24 protein-coding genes are annotated in these 22981 nt (G+C 51.1%); 5 read left to right on the top strand and 19 right to left on the bottom strand.

Going from position 1 to position 22981, the window contains the following annotated elements; genetic code table 11:
- Nucleotides 1-118 precede the first annotated feature (118 nt).
- Together V7775_RS07860 and ovoA are read left to right on the top strand one after the other, a co-directional pair.
- Nucleotides 119-1393: a flavin-dependent oxidoreductase gene (locus V7775_RS07860; protein ID WP_335751333.1), complete on the top strand. Its 1275-nt coding sequence runs from the start codon at nucleotides 119-121 to the stop codon at nucleotides 1391-1393.
- 190 nt (nucleotides 1394-1583) lie between these two features.
- Nucleotides 1584-3746: a 5-histidylcysteine sulfoxide synthase gene (gene ovoA / locus V7775_RS07855; protein ID WP_335751332.1), complete on the top strand. Its 2163-nt coding sequence runs from the start codon at nucleotides 1584-1586 to the stop codon at nucleotides 3744-3746.
- Nucleotides 3747-3930: 184 nt separating this feature from the next.
- On the opposite strand, the gene V7775_RS07850 is transcribed toward ovoA, so the two are convergent.
- Complete coding sequence (locus V7775_RS07850) at nucleotides 3931-4797, bottom strand: SGNH/GDSL hydrolase family protein (RefSeq protein WP_335751331.1); 867 nt, start codon at nucleotides 4795-4797, stop codon at nucleotides 3931-3933.
- Nucleotides 4798-5723: 926 nt separating this feature from the next.
- On the opposite strand from V7775_RS07850, the gene V7775_RS07845 reads away from it, so the two are divergent.
- Nucleotides 5724-6560, top strand: coding sequence for a hypothetical protein (locus V7775_RS07845; protein ID WP_335751330.1), 837 nt, complete (start codon nucleotides 5724-5726; stop codon nucleotides 6558-6560).
- Here the strand turns inward: V7775_RS07845 and V7775_RS07840 are convergent.
- Nucleotides 6544-7308: a hypothetical protein gene (locus tag V7775_RS07840; RefSeq protein ID WP_335751329.1), complete on the bottom strand. Its 765-nt coding sequence runs from the start codon at nucleotides 7306-7308 to the stop codon at nucleotides 6544-6546. The genes V7775_RS07845 and V7775_RS07840 overlap by 17 nt on opposite strands.
- A 211-nt stretch (nucleotides 7309-7519) precedes the next feature.
- On the opposite strand from V7775_RS07840, the gene V7775_RS07835 reads away from it, so the two are divergent.
- Entirely contained in the window at nucleotides 7520-7795 is a 276-nt protein-coding gene (locus V7775_RS07835) for a hypothetical protein (protein ID WP_335751328.1), read from the top strand.
- Nucleotides 7792-9345, top strand: coding sequence for a recombinase family protein (locus V7775_RS07830; RefSeq protein WP_335751327.1), 1554 nt, complete (start codon nucleotides 7792-7794; stop codon nucleotides 9343-9345). The genes V7775_RS07835 and V7775_RS07830 overlap by 4 nt, the downstream gene beginning before the upstream one ends.
- Nucleotides 9346-9449: 104 nt before the next feature.
- Here V7775_RS07830 and V7775_RS07825 read toward each other — a convergent pair whose 3' ends face one another.
- From V7775_RS07825 to V7775_RS07745, 17 genes are all read right to left on the bottom strand, one after another.
- The gene (locus V7775_RS07825; RefSeq protein WP_335751326.1) at nucleotides 9450-10145 is read right to left on the bottom strand and encodes a hypothetical protein; all 696 of its coding nucleotides are present in this window, start codon (nucleotides 10143-10145) and stop codon (nucleotides 9450-9452) included.
- Between the two features lie 362 nt (nucleotides 10146-10507).
- Entirely contained in the window at nucleotides 10508-11137 is a 630-nt protein-coding gene (locus V7775_RS07820) for a hypothetical protein (protein ID WP_335751325.1), read from the bottom strand.
- Nucleotides 11138-11202: 65 nt separating this feature from the next.
- The gene (locus V7775_RS07815) at nucleotides 11203-11739 is read right to left on the bottom strand and encodes a hypothetical protein (RefSeq protein WP_335751324.1); all 537 of its coding nucleotides are present in this window, start codon (nucleotides 11737-11739) and stop codon (nucleotides 11203-11205) included.
- Nucleotides 11740-12129: 390 nt separating this feature from the next.
- The gene (locus V7775_RS07810) at nucleotides 12130-12480 is read right to left on the bottom strand and encodes a phage tail protein (RefSeq protein ID WP_335751323.1); all 351 of its coding nucleotides are present in this window, start codon (nucleotides 12478-12480) and stop codon (nucleotides 12130-12132) included.
- A 1-nt stretch (nucleotide 12481) separates the two neighbouring features.
- Nucleotides 12482-14863 carry a phage tail tape measure protein gene (locus tag V7775_RS07805; protein WP_443070100.1) on the bottom strand — a complete coding sequence of 794 codons (2382 nt, stop codon included), beginning with the start codon at nucleotides 14861-14863 and terminating at the stop codon, nucleotides 12482-12484.
- A gap of 11 nt (nucleotides 14864-14874) precedes the next feature.
- Nucleotides 14875-16485 (bottom strand): terminase large subunit, encoded by a 1611-nt coding sequence (locus V7775_RS07800; protein ID WP_335751322.1) that lies wholly within the window; start codon nucleotides 16483-16485, stop codon nucleotides 14875-14877.
- On the bottom strand, nucleotides 16485-16874 hold the full coding sequence (locus V7775_RS07795; RefSeq protein WP_335751321.1) for a P27 family phage terminase small subunit: 390 nt from the start codon (nucleotides 16872-16874) through the stop codon (nucleotides 16485-16487). The genes V7775_RS07800 and V7775_RS07795 overlap by 1 nt, the downstream gene beginning before the upstream one ends.
- Complete coding sequence (locus V7775_RS07790; RefSeq protein WP_335751320.1) at nucleotides 16871-17191, bottom strand: phage head closure protein; 321 nt, start codon at nucleotides 17189-17191, stop codon at nucleotides 16871-16873. The genes V7775_RS07795 and V7775_RS07790 overlap by 4 nt, the downstream gene beginning before the upstream one ends.
- On the bottom strand, nucleotides 17188-17601 hold the full coding sequence (locus V7775_RS07785) for a DUF3168 domain-containing protein (protein WP_335751319.1): 414 nt from the start codon (nucleotides 17599-17601) through the stop codon (nucleotides 17188-17190). Before V7775_RS07785 ends, V7775_RS07790 begins: the two co-directional genes overlap by 4 nt.
- The gene (locus V7775_RS07780) at nucleotides 17601-18032 is read right to left on the bottom strand and encodes an HK97-gp10 family putative phage morphogenesis protein (RefSeq protein WP_335751318.1); all 432 of its coding nucleotides are present in this window, start codon (nucleotides 18030-18032) and stop codon (nucleotides 17601-17603) included. The genes V7775_RS07785 and V7775_RS07780 overlap by 1 nt, the downstream gene beginning before the upstream one ends.
- Nucleotides 18025-18327, bottom strand: a complete 303-nt coding sequence (locus V7775_RS07775) for a head-tail connector protein (RefSeq protein ID WP_335751317.1) — start codon at nucleotides 18325-18327, stop codon at nucleotides 18025-18027. Before V7775_RS07775 ends, V7775_RS07780 begins: the two co-directional genes overlap by 8 nt.
- A gap of 125 nt (nucleotides 18328-18452) precedes the next feature.
- Complete coding sequence (locus V7775_RS07770; RefSeq protein WP_335751316.1) at nucleotides 18453-18788, bottom strand: hypothetical protein; 336 nt, start codon at nucleotides 18786-18788, stop codon at nucleotides 18453-18455.
- Nucleotides 18785-19132: an HNH endonuclease gene (locus V7775_RS07765; protein WP_335751315.1), complete on the bottom strand. Its 348-nt coding sequence runs from the start codon at nucleotides 19130-19132 to the stop codon at nucleotides 18785-18787. The genes V7775_RS07770 and V7775_RS07765 overlap by 4 nt, the downstream gene beginning before the upstream one ends.
- Entirely contained in the window at nucleotides 19132-19773 is a 642-nt protein-coding gene (locus V7775_RS07760; RefSeq protein WP_335751314.1) for a hypothetical protein, read from the bottom strand. The genes V7775_RS07765 and V7775_RS07760 overlap by 1 nt, the downstream gene beginning before the upstream one ends.
- A 1-nt stretch (nucleotide 19774) precedes the next feature.
- Nucleotides 19775-21358, bottom strand: coding sequence for a phage major capsid protein (locus V7775_RS07755; RefSeq protein WP_335751313.1), 1584 nt, complete (start codon nucleotides 21356-21358; stop codon nucleotides 19775-19777).
- Nucleotides 21358-21684 carry a gene transfer agent family protein gene (locus V7775_RS07750; RefSeq protein ID WP_335751312.1) on the bottom strand — a complete coding sequence of 109 codons (327 nt, stop codon included), beginning with the start codon at nucleotides 21682-21684 and terminating at the stop codon, nucleotides 21358-21360. The genes V7775_RS07755 and V7775_RS07750 overlap by 1 nt, the downstream gene beginning before the upstream one ends.
- Nucleotides 21684-22928 carry a phage portal protein gene (locus tag V7775_RS07745; RefSeq protein WP_335751311.1) on the bottom strand — a complete coding sequence of 415 codons (1245 nt, stop codon included), beginning with the start codon at nucleotides 22926-22928 and terminating at the stop codon, nucleotides 21684-21686. Before V7775_RS07745 ends, V7775_RS07750 begins: the two co-directional genes overlap by 1 nt.
- Nucleotides 22929-22981: the final 53 nt, after the last annotated feature.

The following is a 22981-nucleotide window of genomic DNA, read 5'->3' as shown; positions in this document are numbered from 1 at the left end:
CCATACTTGGATGCCACCCGCTGCGCAGCGTCGGCGTGGCACAGTTTGCAATCGAGCTTTGGAAACACTGAGATGACCAACTAGGGGTGTTTCCCCCACTTATTTAAGAGAGCGACAAGTGACAGTATTAATTGCAGGTGGTGGTATTTCTGGATTGGCGCTGGCGTTAAGCTGCCATCAGGTCGGCATCCCGTTTCAGGTGTTTGAAGCCTCATCTCAAATGCGCCCCTTGGGCGTCGGCATCAATCTACAGCCATCAGCGGTGCGTGAATTGTTTGATCTAGGATTGGAGGACCGCCTAGATGAGGTTGGCATCCGGCTCAAGGATTATGGCCTGTATACCAAGAAGGGTCTGCATGTCTGGACAGAACCGCGCGGCCTAGATGCTGGGTATGACTGGCCCTCTTATTCTGTCCACCGCGGCCGTCTGCATGTGATGCTGTATGATGAAGTCATCCGCCGTGCCGGGCCAGACGCAGTACAGACTGGATGGCGTGCTACTGGATTTGACACCATCAACGGCAAGGCAGTCCTAAAGCTGCAAAACCGCGAAGGCGACATGCAAACGGTCACGGGGGAAGTGTTGATTGGGGCCGACGGTATCCACTCAAGCATTCGCCGTCAGATGCAACCGCATGAGAGCGAGCCGCAGTGGGGAGGCGCCATGCTTTGGCGCGGCACAACCCAAGCAAAGCCATTCCTGTCAGGCGCTTCTATGGCGTTAATCGGACACGAAGGTCTTAGATTTGTCACCTACCCTATTTCAGCCCCTGATCCGGTTACCGGGCTGGCCACAATCAATTGGATCTGCAACCTTCAGCTGGATGCCAGCAAGGCATTCCGCAAAGAAGATTATAGCCGTGCGGCCAACATAGACGACTTCTTGCCCGCATTTGAGCAAATCAAATTTGACTGGCTTGATGCCCCTGCTCTGATCCACGGCGCAAACGAGATATTTGAATATCCGATGGTTGACCGTGATCCGCTGGACAGCTGGACAGTCGGGCAGACCACGTTGATGGGTGATGCAGCCCATGCCGCCTACCCTGTTGGATCAAATGGTGCTGGTGCAGGCATTACGGACGCGCGCAAATTGGTTGCCTCCTTCTTGATCCATGGCCTGACCCACGACGCCCTGATTGCCTATGAAAAAGAGATGCTGCCTGTGACTTCAAAGATCATCTTGATGAACAGGACTGCAGGGCCGGACAAAATTTTGGACATCGTTGAACAACGTTGCGGCGGGCAGTTCAAAAACATCGAGGATGTCATCCCTCATGATGAAATGGCCCAGCACGCGGCCACCTATAAAAAGATCGCAGGCTATGGCATCGCAGAAACAAACAGCCGCCCTCCCCTGATCGCCAGCGGAGCGAGATTCACTGCACGCTAAAGCAGATGGGTAAAAACGGACTTCAAAATTTGTTTGTTTACGCACGTTTGTCTGGAGTTCGAGCAGCACACACGCGAACAACTATGCGTTACCTGCGGTTGTTTCTTAGGCCGCGCAGGTCAACTGATGTGGGACGGTTGTCTAACAACCAGAGAGCCCTCATCAAGATCTGAAACCATAAGGTAAGCACATGCCCTCTGAATCCGCCCATTCTGATTTTAGCTTGTCCAATTCTAGTTCTGTCATCACAAAAACGCCGATCCTGAATGAAGGAACGGTGGAGTCAAAGAGGGAAGAAATACTAACGTATTTTCACAGCACATTTTCCCTATACGAAAGCATCTTTGACTGCCTTGTAGACGATGATGCCTACTACACGCGCGCAAATATGTTGCGCCATCCGTTGATTTTCTATTATGGCCACACTTCGGTTTTCTACATCAACAAACTAAACGTCGCTAACTTGATCAATGAGCGGATTGATCCACATTTAGAATCAACATTGGCCATTGGCGTGGATGAAATGTCATGGGATGACCTGAATGAAGCCCACTACGATTGGCCCACCCCTGCCAAGGTAAAGGCCTACCGTGATAAGACGCGGAACATCGTTGATACCTTTATCCGTACCTGTGAATTCACTTTGCCGATCAAATGGGATGATCCGATGTGGATTATCATGATGGGGATCGAACATGAGCGTATTCACCTAGAGACAACCGCAGTGTTGATCCGTGAGTTGCCTTTGGACAAGGTAAAACCCCATGATGTCTGGAGCAATATTTGCACAGTGATCGGCACCGCCCCTTTGAACGAACTGCTAGAGGTCAGCGGCGGGGATATTCAGTACGGCAAGGATAAGTCAAACCCGCTTTACGGTTGGGATAATGAATTTGGGCACGCTGAAGCAAAGATCAGACCTTTCAAAGCGTCAAAATACCTTGTTTCCAACACCGAGTTCTTGGAATTCGTCAAAGCGGCTGGATACCGCACACGCAGCAACTGGGATGATGAGGGTTGGCATTGGGTCCAATACGCCAAGGCTGAACACCCGGTCTATTGGGTCAAAGATGGCGGCGAATACAAATACCGCTCCATGCTGGAAGTCATCGACATGCCCTGGAACTGGCCTGCTGATTTGAACTATCTAGAGGCAAAAGCATTCTGCAACTGGAAGTCCAAAGAAACAGGCAAAAACATCCGCATGCCAACAGAGGCCGAGTGGTACCACCTGCGCAACCAAACAACCGAAACAGATCAACCCTATTGGACAAAAGCACCCGGTAACATCAATCTTGAATACGAGATGTCGCCCTGCCCCGTGGACCGTCATGAATTCAAAGGCGGCTTCTTTGATATCATCGGCAATGTCTGGCAATGGACTGAAACACCCATCGATGGGTTAGAAGGGTACAACGTTCATCCCATCTATGACGACTTTTCGTCCCCTACGTTCGACGGCAAACACAACGTGTTTAAGGGCGGTTGCTGGATATCCACAGGGAATTATTCCATCAAGGATTCCCGCTATGCATTCCGCCGCCATTTCTTTCAATACTCCGGCCTTCGCTACATTGAGGGCGCCGAAATCGAGAACCCAGTTATGAATATTTACGAAACCGACGAACAAATTTCACAGTATATCGAGTTCCACTACGGCGACGAACATTATGGCGTGAAAAACTTCCCCGTCGCCTGCATCGAGGCGCTGTCACCGCACACCAAAGACATGACAACGCAGCTCGCATTGGATTTGGGGTGTGCTACTGGCCGCTCATCCTTTGAGCTGGCAAAGATTTTTGATCACGTGGATGCGCTAGATTTCTCCGCACGCTTGATAGAAGCGCCATCAACATTGCAGACAACTGGGGCCCAACGGTACGTCATTAAGAACCAAGGTGAACTTGTTGACTTCAAAGAAGTGAAATTAGCCGATTTCGATGGCTACGACGCGATCAAGGACAACATTTCGTTCATGCAAGGTGACGCATGTAACCTGACCGACAAATACACCGATTATGATCTGGTGTTCGCCGGTAACCTGATCGACCGCCTTTATAATCCAGCCGAATTCCTGACCTCGATCAAGGACCGTATCCGTCCCGGTGGATTGTTGGTACTTACATCGCCCTACACATGGTTAGAAGAATTCACACCAAGGGAAAATTGGCTGGGCGGCTTCAAAGCGCAGACTGGCGAGAATTACTCTACGTTAGAAGGCTTGGCAGACGCATTAACGCCAGAATTTGAAATGGTTGGCGATCCACAAGACATCCCATTTGTGATCCGTGAAACCGCACGTAAATTCCAACATACCATGGCAGAAATGAGCATTTGGCGGAAAGCTAAGTAAACTTGATTTATTAAAGGCCCCAACTGTCACCAACAGTTGGGGCCTTTAATTTTACACCTATCACAACGCTAAAACGGGCGTTTCAGACAAATTCGTTGCCGAAATTCCTATTCATAACCACGCGCGCTCATGAATTTCTCAGTACGATCAGACATCCATTGCTGGGTAAAGTTCCCTTCGATGACTAATCGATTTGATCGAATATCGCATTGCAAATTCCGTCCATTTCCAAAGCAAAGAAGTTCTCAGCCGCGCGCTGATTAGGATGGTACGGATCTTTGACCATCCCAGACTTATTAAGCCTGAAATAGTGCTTATTGCCCTGGTTTGCAGCAACCGTTTCCGGTGTTGCACCCGGGACAAATGTACAACGGCTGCCTGTCTTTTCAAAGGCTGACATCAGATTTTTCTGCGCACGCAGCCGCAGGTCAACGATCTTGGCGGAATAGGCGGGCGCTGTCGTCATAAAGATACATGGCATTGAGGGAGGAAGCTGTCGCATCATCTCCTGCACATCGCTGATTGCTGCCTCGGGGCTATCAGCCCAGCGACGGGCCGAATTTCCAAGAAAGGACATCAACAATAACTTTGGGTCATAATAGTCTTTGCGAAACATCTCCTCAAAAGCGGATTTTTTAGGTGCGCAGAATTGATATTCTTTACCTTTTCCGATCTGAACATACTTGTTTTTCGTCATATTGATGAAACCATACGTGCCAGCATTCACGCGCCATTTACGATCTTCCTCGCAAATCGTGTCCTTGGCTGCGCCGCGGCGTGCAGTCCAAGAAGGAATTGATGTCGAGCGGACCCCGATCACCCCAACACGCATTTCCCCAAGACTTTTTAGATTCTTAGTTTGCTGTTGATCCGGATGGCAATGTTCTTTGATGTCAGTGAAAAATTCCAGAAACGCAGGGCCCGAACCAAAGGAGATTTGACTATCTCCCAAGATGAGAATTTCTGGAGAGACAAAATCAGCTGCTGACACCTGTGTCGTCATGACTAAGGCGTTCAAAACGGCCCCAAAGACCCATCGATCTAGACGCATAAATTGCTTCCTGCTTTTCCCACCGCTCCTGAACGTCTGGAGGACCAGTTCGCAGAAGCTTAGGCATATTTAGTTCTAAAAGCAGGTTAATTGTGGTCGTACGTGGATGCAACGGCTCTGCCCCACGCCTCACTCAATTTCACTGGAATAATCCAGTTAATCCTCCAAGGATCGCGCAGGGGTTGTGAGCCTACCCCAAACTGGAAGCCATGGACACTTCATCGCCCACTATAAGTGGGTCGACCTGCTCGGAAATGATGTCCAGTTTATTCAGATCAGAAAACCCAAGTTGAATTGTATCGAAGAACCATTGTTCGCGTTACTTTCAAAATGCTTAGGCCAACCACAGATGAGCAAAAAAGACTAAATGCACCTTCGAATTGCTATAAAATAGCATGGGCAAGTCAGGATATTTCCTTCTCTGATACCTTTACTGCTGCCAATGCAACTCCAGCGGGCACAATCGATGTTCCCAAGAACAACACCTGCTTTCACCTACGTCGATGACATATTTTGCCCTCTTGCCCAGTGGACAAAATACTAGCAGTTTTTACCTGTGGTTGAATATAGCCAAGTCCCCACTTGTGATCACGCGTTGCTCAACAATTCAAATACCGAACATTCAGGTTCTATTGCTCCGACATATTTTGCAACTTTTGTGTGACGACTTTCCGCGGTTCTTCCTTCGCAAAACCATTTCGTTTGGTTGCCGAGATTAACATCGGCAACAGGCAGCATGAGCGTTCTCATTATCGCCAGAGCACGCATGATCGCCTTTAACAGCAACAAGCTGAGGACCAATCTGCGCTGCGCACCAGACCAGCACGAACGGGATGCAGTTAAGTGCAAAGGAATGGGCCGAACTGAAAGAGGTGAACGCTTCAATATTGGATGTGCTGGGTCATTCCTCAACTTGAGTTTAGCGCTTGTGTTTCGCGTGGTTAGTCGATGGTAAATATGTCATTTCGATCAATGGAACTTTTGATCAAAGCATCAACACGGTCATGGCTAGAGTAGTAAAATCGCCAGATGTGCTACCTTGGCTTGCAGCGCAAAGTCCTGAACGCGCTAAGGGCGCTAAATTGCTTTCACGCTTGTGTATGGATTTCATCTTAGCCCATGAACACGGCCATATCATAGGGGGCCACGTCGATCTGTTGAACTTCGAGACTGCCGATGCGGACGGTCTGGTAGAGTTTAATGCGATCAGCCGTGATGATCACGATACATCTTATATTGAGCGATCTCAGGCATGGGAGTTTGAGGCCGATACGATAGGAGCGTCCTTACTTGATAGAGAGATTGATGATCTTATTATCGCCGTACAAAGTCAAAAGATCGATGACGGCACCAAAACGTTCTTGGGTGATCCCGCAATTGCAGTTGAGCATATTGGTGCGCTTGCGATTGCTTCGCTCTACGTTTTATTTCGTCTGATGCGCAAAACCAAGGATGAACTCATCCTCGTGGGGCATCACCCTGATCCCCTTATTCGCGCGTTCACTTGCAGGGACGTCATCGCCCATAGATTAGGGCATCGTCACAATTTTGATCAAGATCGTTTCAGGAAGATGATGCACTATCATTTAGAGACCTTTGATTGGGCATTAGAAGACATGGGCTACACGGTACCACAAATGGAAAATGATGACGGTGTTGATCAAGTGAACGCTGCGTTGGGTGATCTTGTGAAGCTCCAAAGCAAGTATCACCACACCACGAAAGACACGCGCTTAGCAGAATGGTTCACGTCACAAATTTAACGGCAATTTTGTGTACTTCAAACGTCAGTTCACCTTGCTTTAATTGCGCTAGCTTTCTCATATCCGCTGGCAGGTTTGGTCCCTCAGACACAATTATCACAAACTCATGCCGACCAGCGTCATTGTTTTCGCGCAACCCAACAGGTTTGCCACCTGTATCGAGCGGTAAAAATTGCGGATCACTTTTTACGCTTCCTTTTAGGTTTCGACTATCAGGACCTATTGAAAGATTGTGCCATTTTTGCTCGTATTTTTGAAAGGCAAGCGCAGCGCCTCTTATTTCGGTAGAAAGCTGAAAGCAAAATCTTTGCGTCAATCTGAGTGTATGATCAACTTCGATAACTTCCTCATCTCGTTCAATCAATGTCGCATTCGATTTAAGCCTAACGATACGCACATTGCCCGTGATGGCATTCGCCTCGACAAAGCTCTCCCACGCGGATTTCGGATTGGCCTGAAACAATTCAGGCGCAGCGATTTGAGCTGTGGCGAAGTAATTTTCTTCAAGCCAGCGATGGATCATCATGGCCTTGCCTGCTGCGATGTTACCGCGTCTAAAGTTTGATGCGTAGTGTGAGCTGGTGGTGTTCGGTTCGCCGTAAGCATCATCCATCAGCAAATCGACCTCGCGACCTGTGATGTCCGATACAGCCCGCAGTGCTTTATAAAGCAGCTTGGTTGGCTCAACGCGTTCCGCCGCGCCTAATACCATCCAATCGATATCCTCAGATTTTTTATCCACCATCATTACCCGTTCTGACCCGCTCTATACCTTAGGTCTTGTCTGTTTTTGTATCCTATTCTGCCCCTGCGCTGTTGCGCAAAGGTAAAATAACGCTTTGTGAAATAGGACTTCTATCCTACAATGTTCGCTTTATGTTCTTGTATCACGTGATGCAAAACGAGGGAGAAACCACAACAGCAATAGCCCAGATAATGGGCAGAAAGGACACGCGGTCATGACCGATTTACCCCCCAACTTTAATCCAGAGACGGCACCGCCTACACTGACCATTGATTGGGACGCGTATCTGCCGTTCTTTGAGGATCAGGATATCTCGGAAGAGGACAAGCATGCGCTGATCGAGGCGCTTTGGTCCATCGTTGTTGGCTTTGTTGATCTCGGCTTTAGCGTCCACCCTGTGCAGCAGGCCTGTGGACAAGATGATGATCCGCTCAGTGATGTGCCGTCTGATCTGCTATCCTTGATCAGAGAAGAACAGGAGGACACATGACAGAAGCAACAAACCGACAAGAGGCTGTGATTTACTGCCGCGTATCTGGTGCAAAGCAAGTGCGCGAAGGCGATGGCTTGGCAAGCCAAGAAAACCGCTGTCGCGAGTATGCCAAGTATAAGGGCTATGACGTGCTGGACGTCTTTACCGATGATGTGAGCGGTAAGGCCGCAAGCCGTGTCGGCATGCAATCTATACTGGGCTATCTGCATATGAATGCCAGCAAGGCTCAAGAGATTGTCGTGATCATCGACGATATCAGCCGATTGGCGCGTGGTCTGAATGCGCATTTGGAATTGCGGACCTCTTTGTCCAAAGCTGGAGGCAAGCTGGAAAGCCCATCCATCGAGTTTGGCGAGGATAGCGACTCCATCCTTGTCGAAAACCTTCTCGCCCCTGTGGCTCAACACCAACGCGAGAAAAATGGCGAACAAACCGCTAACCGCATGCGCGGGCGGATGATGAACGGGTACAGCGTGTTCGCCGCCCCTGTCGGCTATCGCTATGAGAAAAATTCGGGCCAAGGCAAGATACTGGTCCGTGATGAACCTGTAGCGTCCATTTTGCAGGAAGCGTTGGAGGGCTATGGCTCTGGTCGTTTTGAATCTCAAGCCGAAGTGGTGCGCTATCTCGAAAGCTGTCCTGCTTTCCCGAAGGATTTGCCAAATGGCAAAATCCGCCACCAGAAAGTGAGCAATATGCTCAAGCGTGTGATCTACGCAGGATATATCGAGCATGCTGATTGGGGCATTGATCGGCGTAAGGGGCATCACGAGGGGATTATCTCACTAGAGACGTTCGAGCGCATTCAAAACCGCGCCAAGGCCCGCAAAATTGCACCTGCACGCACTGACATCAATGTGGACTTCCCATTGCGCGGCTCCATCGCCTGCGGTTGCTGTGACAAGCCTCTCACGTCCTGCTGGTCCAAAAGCAGCACGGGCAAGAAATATCCCTACTATTGGTGCATGGCGCGTGATTGCACGATGTACCGTAAAAGCATGCGGGCTGAGAAGATCGACGCTGCCTTTGATGATGTGATGCAATCGCTAGAGCCTTCAAAGGGATTGATTGATATCACTAAGGCAATGCTCAAGGATGCGTGGGGCCAACGACTCACACAAGCCGATGCTAACATAGCAACGCTTCGTCACGACATCGCACAAGTTGATAAGCAACTGGACGGCTTGCTAGATCGCATCGTTGCCACGGAAAATAATGCGGTCATCACAGCTTATGAGAAAAAGATCGCCCCGCTTGAGAAAAGCAAACTGCTTCTGGTGGAAAAACTGGATCAAAAGGCGAAACCGCAGCACACCTTCGAAGATATTTTCGAACTATCCATGATGTTCCTCGCAAACCCACGTAAAATATGGAGAAAGGGCAACCTACCACTCAAGAAAACCATCCTCAGATTGGCATTTATGGCCCCATTGGCTTATGATCGTGAAAATGGATTTCGAACGCCGCAAACCTCTGTAATCTTTAGGTTTCTGGCTAATTTTACTGAAAAATGTAAATTGGTGCGGTCGGAGAGACTCGAACTCTAGATACGTCATTATAAATCAATGACTTAAGTGATGAATTGTAACCATGTAACCGCCAATAAAATGGACCAAGTGACGTTAGGTCAAGCCCCCCCCCTAAGCCCCGCTTAGAATGGAATTTCATCATCAAGGTCTCGCTTAGGCTTCGGCAACTCTCGCCTTGGTGGCTCAATACGCTTTACCTGTTCTGGTTTTGGAAGTTGCAGTTCGGACTCTTTTGCATCATCTACGACCCCCATCGCAGCCTTATACCATTTCCACCACGGCTCTGCGCCAATTTCCTCCACTTCGCGGCTGACGCCAGCTAGCCCACGGGCGAGGTCACCAAACCGTTCCAGCGGTGTTCTATCTTTGCTAATCTCTTGAGCAAGGCTAGAGATAATCTTAATTATTTTGTCCTTCTTATCTTGGTTTGCCGTGGAGTTCTCTATTGCCAACCTGATCTTCTCAACTAGCGCCAGAACCTTTGTTTTCTGCTCGCCTGACAAACCGACGCTCAGCGATTTTTTGCGCCGCGAAGTGAGAATTTGCATTTGAACCACGATGTTATCTACGTCAGCTCGAAACCGAATGTAGTTTTCACTAAAGTTCTGCGTGTTGTAGGAATCAACTGCATACTCATTCACAGGGTCAATGTTTAGCGCCTTTGCTGCCGCTATGGTCTTATTCATATATTGGGCAGCCCAATAGTCGAAGTTACTATTCTGATCTTCTGTTTCACGTTCAAGTATGTTGCGAAACGCTTCCTCCAACTGCATAAATGCTTGTTGATCATTATCTGGCAAATCATCATAGATACTCATCGAAAGCCCCAAATCCTACTACTTATGATTGTTGATTTTAGCTCTGATTTTTAGGAAGGTCACGCGGAAACCCCACAAGCTTGTGGGGTTTGTTCCAGATTAGCGAAGCAATTTATCTGGAGGTTTGGGTGATCACGGCAGGCATTTAAACAACTACTCTCGCAGCCTACCGTGATCTGTCGGACAAAGCGGAGAAGACACTTCAGTCCAACGGGTTGGAGAATAACCCAAGTAAAGCAAAATATAGGGCATCTATCATCTGCGTTGTGTTATTTTTACCACACACGCATGAAGACTTCAAGGATTATCTGAGGTTGTAGGTTTGGCAGGCGGTAATCGCAGCAAGCATCAACAAGATTAGCTCAAACATTAGCTTCTTCCTTTTGCTGGCGCTTCTCCACGCGCTTGTTCATACCAGTTTCGATCTGCTCCGGCGTCCAGCCCTCTTTGGCTTTAGTAAAACGCCACTTCCGGTCTGCACCCAAGGTCTTTTTGTGCGCAGCTTGCTCTTCCGGCGTCATATCTGAAAGGCTGGTATTTGGCTCAGTGCGTGCTTTGCGCCGTGTTGCATTGTAGCTGTCGGGATTTTCAGCGCGCCAGCGGTTGATCAGTTGGATTTTGCGATGGCGATCATCAAGAACGCGCTCTTTTTCTGTATCCCACTTTGCATTGGCATCCCGCAAAACGGCTTTGATCCCGTGAACCTGATTTGGGTCAGCGCTTTCAAGCTGTGCCTCAAGTGAGCGAACAAGAGTAAATGCCTTGTCGTATGGGCTGACATAGGCAGGCTGGTCGTATGTCTTTTCGATCAGGTGATCATCATATTCGTCCGAGTGGTGGTAACGAACATCGTTACTGCCATCACCGCCAGCATCATAATCGACGGGTGCTTTCTCCGGCATAGGTGCGCCACTGAAAAAGCTCTCAAGACGACTACTAAAACCTGCTTCTTCTACTGGCATCTCAGTGTAAAATTCGCTATACATAGTCATGTTCAAATGACCTCCTTAATTGGTTGTCCAAGGGGCCAGCGTTCGTAGCGCTGGTCCCTTTTCTATTAGTGCTGCGCCTTCACAGCCGCATGGTCCATCAGGTCTGCAAAGTCTTGGAGAAGGTCCGGCGTAAAATTCTTCTCAGGTGCGGCAGCTGGGATAGCGAGTTTATAGCCATTGCCGATACGCCGGAGTGTGAGCGTCCCGCCATGCTCTGCGCACAGCAAGATGTTTCGCTCGCCAGCGTGTTCGCCTGCCAGATATTCGCGGATCAATTTTGTGATTTTGGCGACTGCTTCAAAATCGAAACCTGTGACTTTATTCTTCTCGAAACGAATTGCCAGCCCATCTGAAAGCGAATTGATTTCTATGCTCGGAATATCGCAAGGCACATCCGTATTTTGATTGAGCGCACGAAAGAGTTTTCCGATTGCTGTGCTAGTTGAAATTCCATGCAGTTCTGCCAAGCCCTTAATTTGGGCCGCGCGGTCTGCTGGAAGTTTAATCCGGTGGTGTTGGTTCATTGTTTTTTCCTTCGTTGATTGTTGCCTTATTACAACAGTGGGCCCATTAAGGCAAGGGCTAATCGGGAAAATCTTCAAATTAGCCCCACTAATGACCCTTATAACGCTTTCCTCGCGTGAAGTGCTGAAATGTATATCAGCCCCCTACATGGCGCTATAAAGTGGCTGTGCGTCGAAACGGCGCTTCTCTCCGAGGTGTAGGGAACTCCCTGCGTATTCCGGAAGGTGTTTGGTATCCGCGGGCATATAGGTCAGTATTGCTGACTAAAAGGTAACGTTTTTGCACGTCTTTAAATATCTTCTTTAGATATTGGTTATTTCTTTAAGAATTATAGTAAGACGTGCAAAAACGTTACCTTTTCAAAACCCTCCGGAGTGGGTTTTCAGGCTAGTTTTCTAAATCCGCTACCTAATAGCTGTTCGTTTCTGCATTATTCCATCTTTCGGAATAGGTAGTTTCTAAATTTGCTAAACTTCGGTTGTGAAGCTCTGTTCAAATTTAGCATCAAAAGTCCAAGGCGAGCTATCAGAACCATTCCATTCTTTGCAGACAAACTTCAACGGCGCATCTTTCCCGCGTGGCAGATAGTAAAATGGACGAAACCCACCCTTGCTTTCGAAGAATTCTGCAAGCTCTGTATACTGCGCTTCGGTCAAACCATCCCAGCGCAAGGAGACATTCTTGTTGATGTGGTTCAGACCGCGTGGAGACTTTTGCGAATACCCATCCCCAAAGTCAGCTTCATTAAGGCTGACCTTGGGCTGGAATTTCGTTCCCCGCGATGGCCGGATAGACGGATCAAAGGTTTCGAGCGGCATATTATTTCCTCCGGTTGAGCATGTTGCCCACCCTCATTTGGTTTTGGATTTCCTTCACGACCACGCCGCGCATGGTGCTTTCGATCTCTTTCGCCATCTTGCCAGCAAGGTCTGTGTTTTGCTCAGGCGTTCCGGCGCTACCGTTCACAGTGATAGGCGCATTGATATTCACCGCCCCGTTAGCGGCTGGTGCCGCGCTGTTAGGTGCTGTTACGTTCCCACCCTTGGCCTTCGCACCGGATACAAGCCCACCATCCGCGTAGCCGCGTTTGGCTGATCTGTGCAGCGCTTCGAGTTGCGGAACGCCAATAGCTGAGGTCGCAGCCTTAGACATGACGTATTCCCCACGATGCACCACGCCAGCAGGCTCGTGTTTGCCACCTTGGCCCGTAAATCCACCCTCTGCAAAACCACCGCCCAGCAATTTCAGAAAGCCACCAAACACCGATCCACCAGCACCTTCGGCCATTTCCAACATACGTTTTTGCAATGACATTTTGATCATTTCGATGATCAGTTGCCCCATAGCTTCCTTGGCTGTTAGCGCTCCGGTTGCCATTCCCGTGAAAACATCTGTGATCGACTGCGCACCCGCTGCTGTCGCGTCTTGAATATCCTTGATCTTGTCAGCGGCAAGTTCTGCCGCGCTACCTGCCTTTGTGTATTCGTTAGCCAATGCATCAATCTGTGCAATCAGCTCAGGTGTCATAGCTACGCCGGACCTTTGTGCCGCTGCCAGCAGTTCGGCCTTTGTGCGCGCCAGTTCAACGGCATCTGCATTTTGAAGCTGTGCGCCTGTCACCTCTGCAAGTGCGGCCGCTTCCAATTTCAACGCCGCTGTTTCCTCTGCGATTGATTGAATTTCGCGCTCAAGGTCTGACTGTCGGGATGATCTGCTAGCCCCGCCACCAGCAGAACCACCACCGCCGGACACTGGCGCAGGACTGCCAAAGCTTGCATCTACGCTTGGCAGGTTAGGCCGTGGCGATGTTGTTGTCGCAAGCCCCTCTGTAGCGGCCCTGTGTCCGCGCCGACTACTTGGACCACGCTGCATAGATGCTACGGGTTCGGTCTGACCATCAGGTGATGCACCTGGCAATACAGCACGCAATTCACGCGCCCGTGCAATGGCTGTTCCCATCATGGTCACAAAGCCTGCCAGTGCCGATGTGACGCCAGTGAATTGAACGCCATCAATTGCAGCGACCTCTGCGAGTGCCGTTTGTGCCGCGCCTGTCAGGTCTTGAACACGATTTTCGAATTCTTCTGCGCTGATAGAGCCATCGTTTAGATCACCGACAAGTTCTGACATCTCAGTTGCTACACGGTTCAATTCAATACTTGCATCTGCTTCGCCAAGCATCGCCAGATTTGACGCCGCTTGAAACAGAGGTCCGGTAAGCTGGTCTGCACTTTCGCCAAGGCGGTGATATTCTGCGACGATCTGCGCCACGGCCTGCTTATGTTCGTCCAGCGCGCCTTGATCTGTGGAAAGCTCTACGGTTGTGCCATCGCCAAGCAGGCTTTCTGCGCGGTTGATCGTGTCTGTCAGGTCTGTGAGGTCTGTGCGCAATGTGACCAGCTTTACACTGGCATCTGCCAGATTGACCGCAAATGCCTTCCCAAAATTGGATACGCGGGATGTGAGCGCGGCAAAGCGGCGGTCCAGTTCTTCGGCCTTGCGGATGACGGCTGCATCCAACACCGCGCCTGTATCACGTGCCTCTTGACGCAGGGCGCGCAGTTGATCTCCACCACCCGATAGAAGGCGGGTTAGCTTTTCTGCACCTGTGCCGCCCAGCAATTCATCAAATATGCGAATTCTACTGGCGCTATCGAGGTCTTTTGCGCGGTCTGCAATTTCTTCTAGCAGTTTAGGCGGGTCTTGTAGCTTACGTTTCAACTCAACAGCGCTAAATCCAAGTCGATTAAATGCCTCTGCGGCTGGTCCCTTACCTGTGATGATAAATTCATCGGCTCTAAGGCTCAGTTCTTTCAAACTGTCGGTCATGGCATCAACGTCGATACGGCTTTGATCCGAGACATAGGATAGCTCTTGGAATTGCTCCACGCTCACGCCAGCGGTTGCAGCGGCATCACCAATCTTGGCTACCTCACCAACAACAGACCTGATCCGACTTGTAGCGGTGCCAATGGCCGCAACAGACACACCAGCTAGAAGCGCTGGTCCAAGCTTTTTGAAACTGGATGAAATACCAGCCGTAGATTTTGCATAACTGGCATTGATCCGGCGGGCCGAAAGATCAGCACGGCGTTCCATTTGTGTAGAACTACGTTTTTGAACAGTGTTGGCTTTCTTCAAACCAGCTTCTAGTTTGTTGATCCGCGCCTCAACGTCAACGATTAGGCCCATATTGGACATAGCATTACCTCTTAAAATATAAAGATTTCGGCATCGTCGCCGGAATATTGTGATTTGTTTGTGTCGCCAGCTACGGCGCGATGGACGGCCATTGCGGTTGCTACGGCCCCATCAATTCTGTCTGTCTTTTTGCCCTTGTGCATACGGGTTAGGCCGGAGGTTTCATTGCGGCTTGCAACTACACAGTCGAAATGGTGGCGCAGCATTTCATTGCCGTCATGCCGGATCAGATGGCCGTTCACAGTGCATTCAAGATCACCAATGGCAACACCCATCGAAAGGGGTGCCTGTCGTAGCTCAACCACTGGCAAGCCTTCGTCGTGCAAATGTTGCATCATCTTGCGGGCAAGGTATGGGTCAAAAGCAATTTCTTGGACCTCATACGTGCCGCATAATTCTCTTATGTGATCCTCAACGATATCAGGATCAACGATTGGCCCGTCTGTTGCGACCAATAGGCCAGCATCGCGCCAAACTTCATAATTCACACCGTCCCTTTCGGAACGTTCTTTGATACCATCTGCTGGAATGAAGAACGTTGGCCGGATTGTGATCTGTCCATCGTCATGACGATAAGCAGCAACAACGCACGTGGTGTCACCATTTAGCGAAAGGTCGACACCAATCCAGCAAGGCAGGTCTTCTAGGTCTGTCGGGTCGTCCTCAAACACACGGTTGTCATAGGTAGCCATGCTAAAAAGTGGGTCACGACTGTTTGCTTGCCACACGTTCAAGTTAAATTGCAGGAATGCGGCTTTGTCGGATGGTCTGTGTTCGGCCTCTTTGGCCAATGCACGAAGGCCCGCAAGCGATGGAAAACCATGCTCTAGGCCAGGATTTACGCGGTGCCAAATATCCTCATCTAGCCAATCATCTTCGGCATCGGCGGCAAACAGAATTGGCAGGTAAGCGGGGTTTGTGATCTCGCCTTTTGCTACTGCTGTTGCATAGGCAAATTGTTCCGCTGCAAGTGTTTCTGCACCACGTCCGGCGGTTGTCGCAATCACTGTCAGGCTGTCGTCAACTTTAGCTGCACCACTGCGCAGCGCTTCCCAAAGGTCGCGGCCTTTCCAAATGTGGATTTCATCAATCAAGGTGAATGTAGGTGTCAGGCCATGTGCAGCACCGCCATCCGATGATATTGCGCGCAGGGATACATTATCCGCCTTGAACACGATCTTTTTAGCGCTGTTGAATGCGTCATAAATCTTTGTTGCTGCAATCAACCGCTTGTCTTCGCGGATCATGTTTACGGCTTCAGTGAAGCCGATGCCTGCTTGTTCCCGATCAGCAGCGGCAAAGATCACCTGTCCGGCCGGAACGCGCTCTGGCCCTATGGTGTGCAGCAACGCCAACGCAGCGGCTAGCGATGTTTTGCGGTTTCCACGCGGCACAAGGAAGAAGACGTTCTGCACAATCCGGCGCCCGTCCGGATGGCGCGGCCCATAGATACGGCGCACGATACGCTCTTGCCACGGCGCAAGCTGCAAGCCACGTTTGGCTTCAAGGCTGTTTGGATGGCGCAAACGGCGCAGGAATTGCACAGCGCGTTCCCCATATCCAAGCGGATCAGGGATATTCGAGCCGTCATAAATCCATTCTGGGAACGCGCCGGAAGTCATTATGTCACCGCCAACGGGTTGTCGCTGTCGTCGTCTTCTTTTGCGCCGCCGATACGGGCGCGGCTGGTAGGTGTCAGACCGTATTCAGCGGCAAGCTGGCGCGCTGTCTGCATGTAGCGGATTTGCAGGCCGCCAAGTTTGAGGTCTGGCAATTCGCCTGTTGTCATGGTCTCTGCGATCTGGCGCGCTGCACCTACGGCAACACAATAGCTTTCCACGCCAGCCAAGTCTGCTTTCGTGATAATCCGGCGCGTGATCAGTTGTGGCATAATGCGCCGCCACTCTGCCTGTGCCAGCTTGCTCAGATACTTCGGAACAGGTGGCGCTTTGGTCAGGGCTTCGCTGTCTGTTTTGGCTGGCGGCTTTACGCCGCGACTATGCACGCTCATTTCGCACCGCCTTTCAATCGCAATTCCAGACCGCGCTTGCGGCCCAGTTCTGCGATCTGGTCAATGTCGTATGCAGTGCCGTCATAGGTAACGCGGTCAGCGGTTGTGAGGTCTGGCAGATAGCGAATGCGGAACAGCAGATTGCCTTCCTGTGCTTCGCCATATCCAGCCAGATATTCGTCGGCTGATTGCTGCACCAGCTCAGCGCGCACGGTTGCGATAACGGCCCATGCTTTCGAAGCTGCACCGGACGCACTAACCGTCTCAGTCATGCGTTCAATAGCGATCGATCGATCAAGTTTGCCGGAACGTATCATGGCAACCACCTCACAACGGCTTCAACCGTTCCGATACCGTGCGCGTATGCTTTCTCCGGATCAGGGTCGCGGATGTATTTGAAGCTGGGGCGTGTGTATTCATTGATATCTTGCACTGGCAAAGGGCTGTCCCAAAGGGCAGTTGTTACCGCCCCGCCGATCTGGCGTGCCATGTCCGCACCGTCTTCCAATGCCCAGATATGCACATCGATATAAACACGGGTCAGATATGCACCGCCACTGCTACGGCCCAGATTGATTGTCTGCGGATCTGCAAGGATGATGCAGGGCATCTTGTCCGGTCTGGTGCTACCTGCTCGGATGCTATCTGCACCAACAAGCGCGATTACCGCCGGATCATCCAGCAACGAAGCACGAAGGGCCGTTTGCAGTTTCAGTGATGGTTCCATTACGTGGCCCCTTTGATAGATTTGATTGCTTTATTCACCGCGGTAGCGATACGGCGCTGCACCTTGGCTTTTTTCAAACGGAATGCAGGGCGCATGAACGGTTGCGCCTCATGGTTTACAGTTCCGAATTCCTGCAAATGGCCGTGGCGCACGTCTGTATTGCCTACCGTGACAAATGCCTGTGTGGCCTGTGCCGTGATCGATCCACCACCAGCGGCATAAGGTGGCGTGGTTTCATTTGGCCCTGTTACCGCAATACTGCCCAGCAAGTCGCCATCGTCTTCCGGCACAAGCGCTTCCATTGTGTCCGCAATATCCTGCGCGCCCTTAACCAACGCAGGGCGCAACATCGCCAGAACTTCGTCCGGAATAGCTTCAAGCTGGTTGCCCAGCTTCTTTGACTGCGCTGTGAGGCTTAGGCGTTTAGTCATTGCCTTGATCCTTTGCCGTGATGCTAAGCCGGATCGATGCAAGCAAGTCGCGGACGCCAAACGGGATTGCCTTCACGGACACATCGGAACCACCTTCGCGGAATTCATACCAATAGGCCGCAAGTTGCAGGGCGGCTTCGGTTGCCGCTGCGTTGTCTGCGTCGAATGCTACTCCGGTATGTGCAGCAATCCACGTCTCAGCAGCGGCCAACTTGTGCGCCAGCAGTGCATCGTCAAAGCTGTGATCGAGATTGAGTTGTGCCTTTAGCAGTGCGGTTGGCGTTTGGGCTGGCATGGTCTGTCTTCTTTCTATTTCAAAACTTTAAATTCGTTATCTCTTGTGCGGCTGACCCCCCGCCGGTCCCAAAACCTCCCCAAAGTCCAGAACCACCCCGCCCCTGATCGTTTTGAGCGTGTGTTTTATGCGGCGGCTTGATCTGTGCGCGCTTCGGTTTGTTTCTCTGTGCGATTGTTCTGCGTTGCGCGGCTTACGTTGCGAGTTGTGGCAAGTGTGAGCGCGGACGGTGCCGCTGCGATACGTTCACGCATTGCCTCAATCACAACCTCGACTTCCAATCCTGCAAGGTCGCAGAGCATGGTTAGGTCTTCGTTTTGTGTCGTCAGCAGCCTACGTGCTTCGTTGGTGGCGCGTTCCCGTGCTCTGGTGCCGGAAATACCACCTGTTCCAAGCAGGGCATCATCAACTTGGCGCTGCAAGACTGCTTGCCATAGCGATTGATCTGGATTGTAGCTCATTGGTTCCGCTCCAAGCGCTGCTTCTTGCTGTTGTGGCAAGATGTGCAGAGTGGTTGCCAGTTGGACTTGTCCGAGAACAGCGCGTCATTGCCTCTGTGTGGAGTGATGTGATCCACAACGGTTGAGGGTTTGTTACATCCGGACCATGCACAGCGGTCATTGATCTTTAGGAACGCTTTGGACGCTGTGCGCCACGCGCTGTTGTAGCCACGCTGTGCGGCTGTTGGGCGTGTCCGGTCATGGCGTTGGTTGCGTTCGCGCTTTGCAGTCTGTTGGCAAGCACAGAGCGCGCCATGCGCTATAAGTGTGTTGCATCGGGTGCAGATATGGGGCGGCCGTGGCATTAGGCTGTTTCCCCTGTTTTCTGTTTGGACATATTCTTGAGCGCAGCCAATCCGGCGCGGTCAAACTCAGGATCAAGGCCAGCATCGATGTTTGCTTGGCGTTGGTCTGGTGTGCCGGATTGTTCGGCATCATCGCCGCCACCGTGAATTGCTTTCAGCATGTCCATATGGCCGCTGAATGCATTTGTGATCTCTGGAATGGTGGCGTTCCATGCTGTGTCCGGCGTCCATCCAAGCCACCCTGTCGCGATCTGATAAAGCTCTGAATAGAAGTCAGCCCATGCAACGGGTTTGGCTTTTGTCGCTGTCGTGGCCGTTGCTGTGGGTTTGTCTGTCGAGAGGTCTGGCGTCATTAGTGCAGTGAGGATTGCGAATGCAGGGGCAATCAAAGTTTGCTGAATAACACTCAGCTTTTCGTCCTGCATGGTATCCAGCAAGGCCAGCGCTGTTGTGCGATCCGTAGCAGAATTATGGACAATATCGCGCAGCGTTCCGGTATGGCCCTGTTGGACTTTGTGGAGAACGCCAGCAAAGCCGCCGTCCATCTTTTCAATGAGGGTTGCAGACCGCAAAGACGGCCTAAGCCATGCGGTTGCTACACCGTATGACAAAGGAACGTCATATGAGGGCTGAAAGGCCATCTTACGCAGCGCATTTGATTTTGACGAAGCGATCAGGGTGCGTGAGGTCAGCACCAACGCGCTTACGTGCGTGGAACCTAACCTGCCCGTTTGTCGCCAAGCTGTATGGATCACGCAGCGTTGTCAGGCCCACGCGATCAATAATGCGATAGCCGGACATATCACCGAACAGAACAGGAAATTTACCTGCGCCGATATCGTCCATATCAAGCATCTCAACCACGGGGCGGCCAAGCAGTGTGGATGGTGCGCCTTCGCTGATAGGGTCCAGCACCAGATAGCGGCCATTGCCATCTTTCCATGTGCGAATGATTGCCAGCGTGTTGCGGTTCATCATCCAGACGCCCTTCTGAGCGAAAACAGACGGGATTTTGTGATAAGCCGCAATGATCGTATCCGCTGGGTTTGTCGCTGCGAAGTTTGCAGCAGCGCCAGTAGTCATTTCTTGGATGCCGTTGCTAGTCACCATGATCCCGTTTGGCTGGCCTGTTCCGGTGCCTTTGACGAATGCCAGACCTTCGGTTTTGGCGAAGCTCTCTGCGAAGTCAGAAAGCAATTCTCCTTCCAAACCGTAGGCGTTGTCTTCGAGCAAAGCGTTTGAAACGTCTGTGAATGTCGCGAGTTCGTGCGGCGTCATTGTGATCTGTTCAAATTCCATACCGGACGCGGTGCGGTTGGCGATCTCAGTTACCCATGACGCCTGTGTGCCAGTGACACGGCGCGGATATACAATCGACTGACCGGAGATGTTGATCACCTTGGCATACTGGCGCAGCGGCGAAAATTCATTCAACAGCTTGATCAGTTCGTTGCCTGTTTCTTCAGGGGCCAAGTAGCCGCCATTGGCATCAGTCGAGACTGTCAGCGCTTTGATATCGTCTGCGTCCAAACGCTCAACACCACGGCGCAGAAAGTTGCCGAATGCTTTTTGATCAGCTTTGGTTTCTGTATCAGCACCCGTGACGTAAACGCCTTGTGGGCGCTGCGCTTTCGCTTCGAGCGTGTCCAAGCGTTTCTGCACTGCGTCAAAGGCTTTTGTGTCGGCCTCCGGTGCATCATTTGCAGGCGTAGCAGCGGCGATTGAAGCATCAATCATCTTTTGAATTTCTTCGTTTTCCATATCGGAATTTTCCTTCTGTGGTTTGTCTGATTTGAGAGAGGTAATCTGCGCATCCGGATGGCACGGCACCGCAACGATTGAGATTTCGAGCAAATTGGCCGCTGTAATCGTGCGGCCTTTGGTGTTGTTGCGTTTGCTGTCTTTGGTTTCAAAGCCGATAGACAGACCGTTCACAGCCTTGGATTTGATCAGGGCGTGAACTTCTTTAGCTTTGGCAATTTCATCCACCAGCAAGCGGCCTTTGACCTCTACGCCTTGCGATGTGTTTTTGATTTCATCCCAAACGCCGATAACTGTGCTTTGGTCGTGGCTCCAAAGCATTGGCAGTTGTTGCGGGGTGCTAAGTGCGCCTTTGGTCATTACATCGCCAACGCGATCTGGAATGCCCCACGGCCATGCCATTCCTGAAATTTCGCCTGTGTCTGTGACCTGCAAGTCTGCTTTGATTTCTACGAATTGAGCCATTATGCGGCCTCACTTTCTTCTGTGTTGCCGTTCCAGCGCGCATCAAGAATGTCCAAAACCAGCGGATAGGTTTCAGCCATCGGGCGGTTGGTGGCGTATGTGTCTGTAAGCCGCATCGCGGCCTGTGGGTTCATACCGCCCCCGACTAGGCCAAGCCGGATGATCTCTGTCAGGTCAGCGGCTTTGAATTGCATGGCGATTGCACGCTGATAGAGCGCGCCAATGCCTACGTCTGCTGTGCGCTCAAGCTCTGCAATCATCGGGTCAGTGAGCGTAAACGTCTGTTCTGCTGTTCCGAAAAATGCTGTGTGTGTGATATCTGACATTATGCTGCGTCCTCTTGCTCAGGGGCGCTTGGCGCGTCAGCGGTGTTGTCTGGCGTGGGTGTCTTGTCCGAGGTTGTGAACGGGTTTTGCAGCACGTCACCGCCTTCAATGCTTGGCAAATTGAGTTCCTTGCGGACTTCGTTTGCCGTCACAGCCCCCATGCTCCGGTATTGGCTGAATGACGTTGCCTTAACCGCATGATCAGCGCTCAAGAGGCTTTCAACATCAAAGGCAATTGCCAGTTCGTCACGTTCTACGTCTGTGAGCAAGCAACGTGCATATCCCCACTGCCAAGTTTCGATCCAAGGGCGCAAGGTGAGCGTAAGGAATTGGCGCATCATTTGCTCTGTGTTTGACCACGTGCCACGGCTCAGCTCGAAAAGCATTGTAGGTGGCACTCGAAACACACGGGCAATCTCTCGGATTTGCTCCAGACGGTTTTCTGCGAATTGAGCGTCTACAAGGGTCATGGCGATCTGGTGATAGGCCATGCCTTCATCAAGCAAAGCCGTAGAGCCTGCGTTATTTCCGCCTGTGCCTTTGAAGAATGAAGCAGCAAGCTTTTTCTTGGCTTCTACGTCCAAAGATTTCTCAGCGGTGATCACACCGGAAGGTCTGCCACCATTATTGAAAATGCCTGAGATGTGGCCTTCGAATTGCAGGGCCAAGCCGATAGCTTCACGCGCAAGTGAGATAGGGGAAACTGCGCCAAACGCTTCAACGCGCAACACATCAGAATAAGAGCGCCGCACTTGTCCTGCCCCCTCTGGCGTCACCAGAAAGTATGGTTCGCCATCGGGTTCAAGCACCATCTGGCAACGGCCATGCTCAAGGCGGTGCAGTTCAATGGGTGATCCTGTGGCGTTGCGGATCACCAGCGCATGTCCAGCACCGTGCATCAGAGCATCAAGTGTCAGTTGTTCGCGTAGTTGCGCCGCGCTTGTCCAAGGGTTCGCTTCCCTGTGGATCAATTTGAAAGCCGGATGGTCCTTTTCGATATCCTTGCTTTCGCTGTCGTGCAGCTTTGCTGGAAGGGAACCCATCGTTTCGCTGATCAGCCCAACGGCACAAGCAACAGCAGGGACGCGCAGGGCAGATGTTGGGGAGACGGATACGCCGGATGATGTGGGGATGGCACCAAAAAGGGCTAGCGCTTCACTGTCAGTCAGCGAAACGGATTTGGTGTCGAGCGGTGCAGCCTTCGGGGTAATTCCTAGGGCGCGTTTTACATTTTTAAAAGACATTTTATCAACATGTTACACAACTAATGTTGCATATTTACCACACACCTGAAGGT

Origin of the sequence: Sulfitobacter sp., assembly GCF_036960155.1 — a bacterium.
Lineage (GTDB): Bacteria > Pseudomonadota > Alphaproteobacteria > Rhodobacterales > Rhodobacteraceae > Sulfitobacter.
Note: the sequence above shows the minus strand (reverse complement) of the source record. Positions and strands in the feature narration are given on the sequence as shown.

What these genes read in the sequence shown, in the direction of transcription:
- V7775_RS07750 (WP_335751312.1), bottom strand. Translation starts at nt 21,684, where the DNA reads ATGTCAGATATCACACACACAGCATTTTTCGGAACAGCAGAACAGACG.
- V7775_RS07835 (WP_335751328.1), top strand. Translation starts at nt 7,520, where the DNA reads ATGACCGATTTACCCCCCAACTTTAATCCAGAGACGGCACCGCCTACA.
- V7775_RS07850 (WP_335751331.1), bottom strand. Translation starts at nt 4,797, where the DNA reads ATGCGTCTAGATCGATGGGTCTTTGGGGCCGTTTTGAACGCCTTAGTC.
- V7775_RS07825 (WP_335751326.1), bottom strand. Translation starts at nt 10,145, where the DNA reads ATGAGTATCTATGATGATTTGCCAGATAATGATCAACAAGCATTTATG.
- V7775_RS07745 (WP_335751311.1), bottom strand. Translation starts at nt 22,928, where the DNA reads ATGTCTTTTAAAAATGTAAAACGCGCCCTAGGAATTACCCCGAAGGCT.
- V7775_RS07820 (WP_335751325.1), bottom strand. Translation starts at nt 11,137, where the DNA reads ATGACTATGTATAGCGAATTTTACACTGAGATGCCAGTAGAAGAAGCA.
- V7775_RS07780 (WP_335751318.1), bottom strand. Translation starts at nt 18,032, where the DNA reads ATGACTAAACGCCTAAGCCTCACAGCGCAGTCAAAGAAGCTGGGCAAC.
- V7775_RS07790 (WP_335751320.1), bottom strand. Translation starts at nt 17,191, where the DNA reads ATGATACGTTCCGGCAAACTTGATCGATCGATCGCTATTGAACGCATG.
- V7775_RS07755 (WP_335751313.1), bottom strand. Translation starts at nt 21,358, where the DNA reads ATGGCTCAATTCGTAGAAATCAAAGCAGACTTGCAGGTCACAGACACA.
- V7775_RS07840 (WP_335751329.1), bottom strand. Translation starts at nt 7,308, where the DNA reads ATGATGGTGGATAAAAAATCTGAGGATATCGATTGGATGGTATTAGGC.
- V7775_RS07800 (WP_335751322.1), bottom strand. Translation starts at nt 16,485, where the DNA reads ATGACTTCCGGCGCGTTCCCAGAATGGATTTATGACGGCTCGAATATC.
- V7775_RS07795 (WP_335751321.1), bottom strand. Translation starts at nt 16,874, where the DNA reads ATGAGCGTGCATAGTCGCGGCGTAAAGCCGCCAGCCAAAACAGACAGC.
- V7775_RS07770 (WP_335751316.1), bottom strand. Translation starts at nt 18,788, where the DNA reads ATGAGCTACAATCCAGATCAATCGCTATGGCAAGCAGTCTTGCAGCGC.
- V7775_RS07765 (WP_335751315.1), bottom strand. Translation starts at nt 19,132, where the DNA reads ATGCCACGGCCGCCCCATATCTGCACCCGATGCAACACACTTATAGCG.
- V7775_RS07810 (WP_335751323.1), bottom strand. Translation starts at nt 12,480, where the DNA reads ATGCCGCTCGAAACCTTTGATCCGTCTATCCGGCCATCGCGGGGAACG.
- V7775_RS07775 (WP_335751317.1), bottom strand. Translation starts at nt 18,327, where the DNA reads ATGCCAGCCCAAACGCCAACCGCACTGCTAAAGGCACAACTCAATCTC.
- V7775_RS07785 (WP_335751319.1), bottom strand. Translation starts at nt 17,601, where the DNA reads ATGGAACCATCACTGAAACTGCAAACGGCCCTTCGTGCTTCGTTGCTG.
- V7775_RS07760 (WP_335751314.1), bottom strand. Translation starts at nt 19,773, where the DNA reads ATGGCCTTTCAGCCCTCATATGACGTTCCTTTGTCATACGGTGTAGCA.
- V7775_RS07830 (WP_335751327.1), top strand. Translation starts at nt 7,792, where the DNA reads ATGACAGAAGCAACAAACCGACAAGAGGCTGTGATTTACTGCCGCGTA.
- V7775_RS07805 (WP_443070100.1), bottom strand. Translation starts at nt 14,863, where the DNA reads ATGTCCAATATGGGCCTAATCGTTGACGTTGAGGCGCGGATCAACAAA.
- ovoA (WP_335751332.1), top strand. Translation starts at nt 1,584, where the DNA reads ATGCCCTCTGAATCCGCCCATTCTGATTTTAGCTTGTCCAATTCTAGT.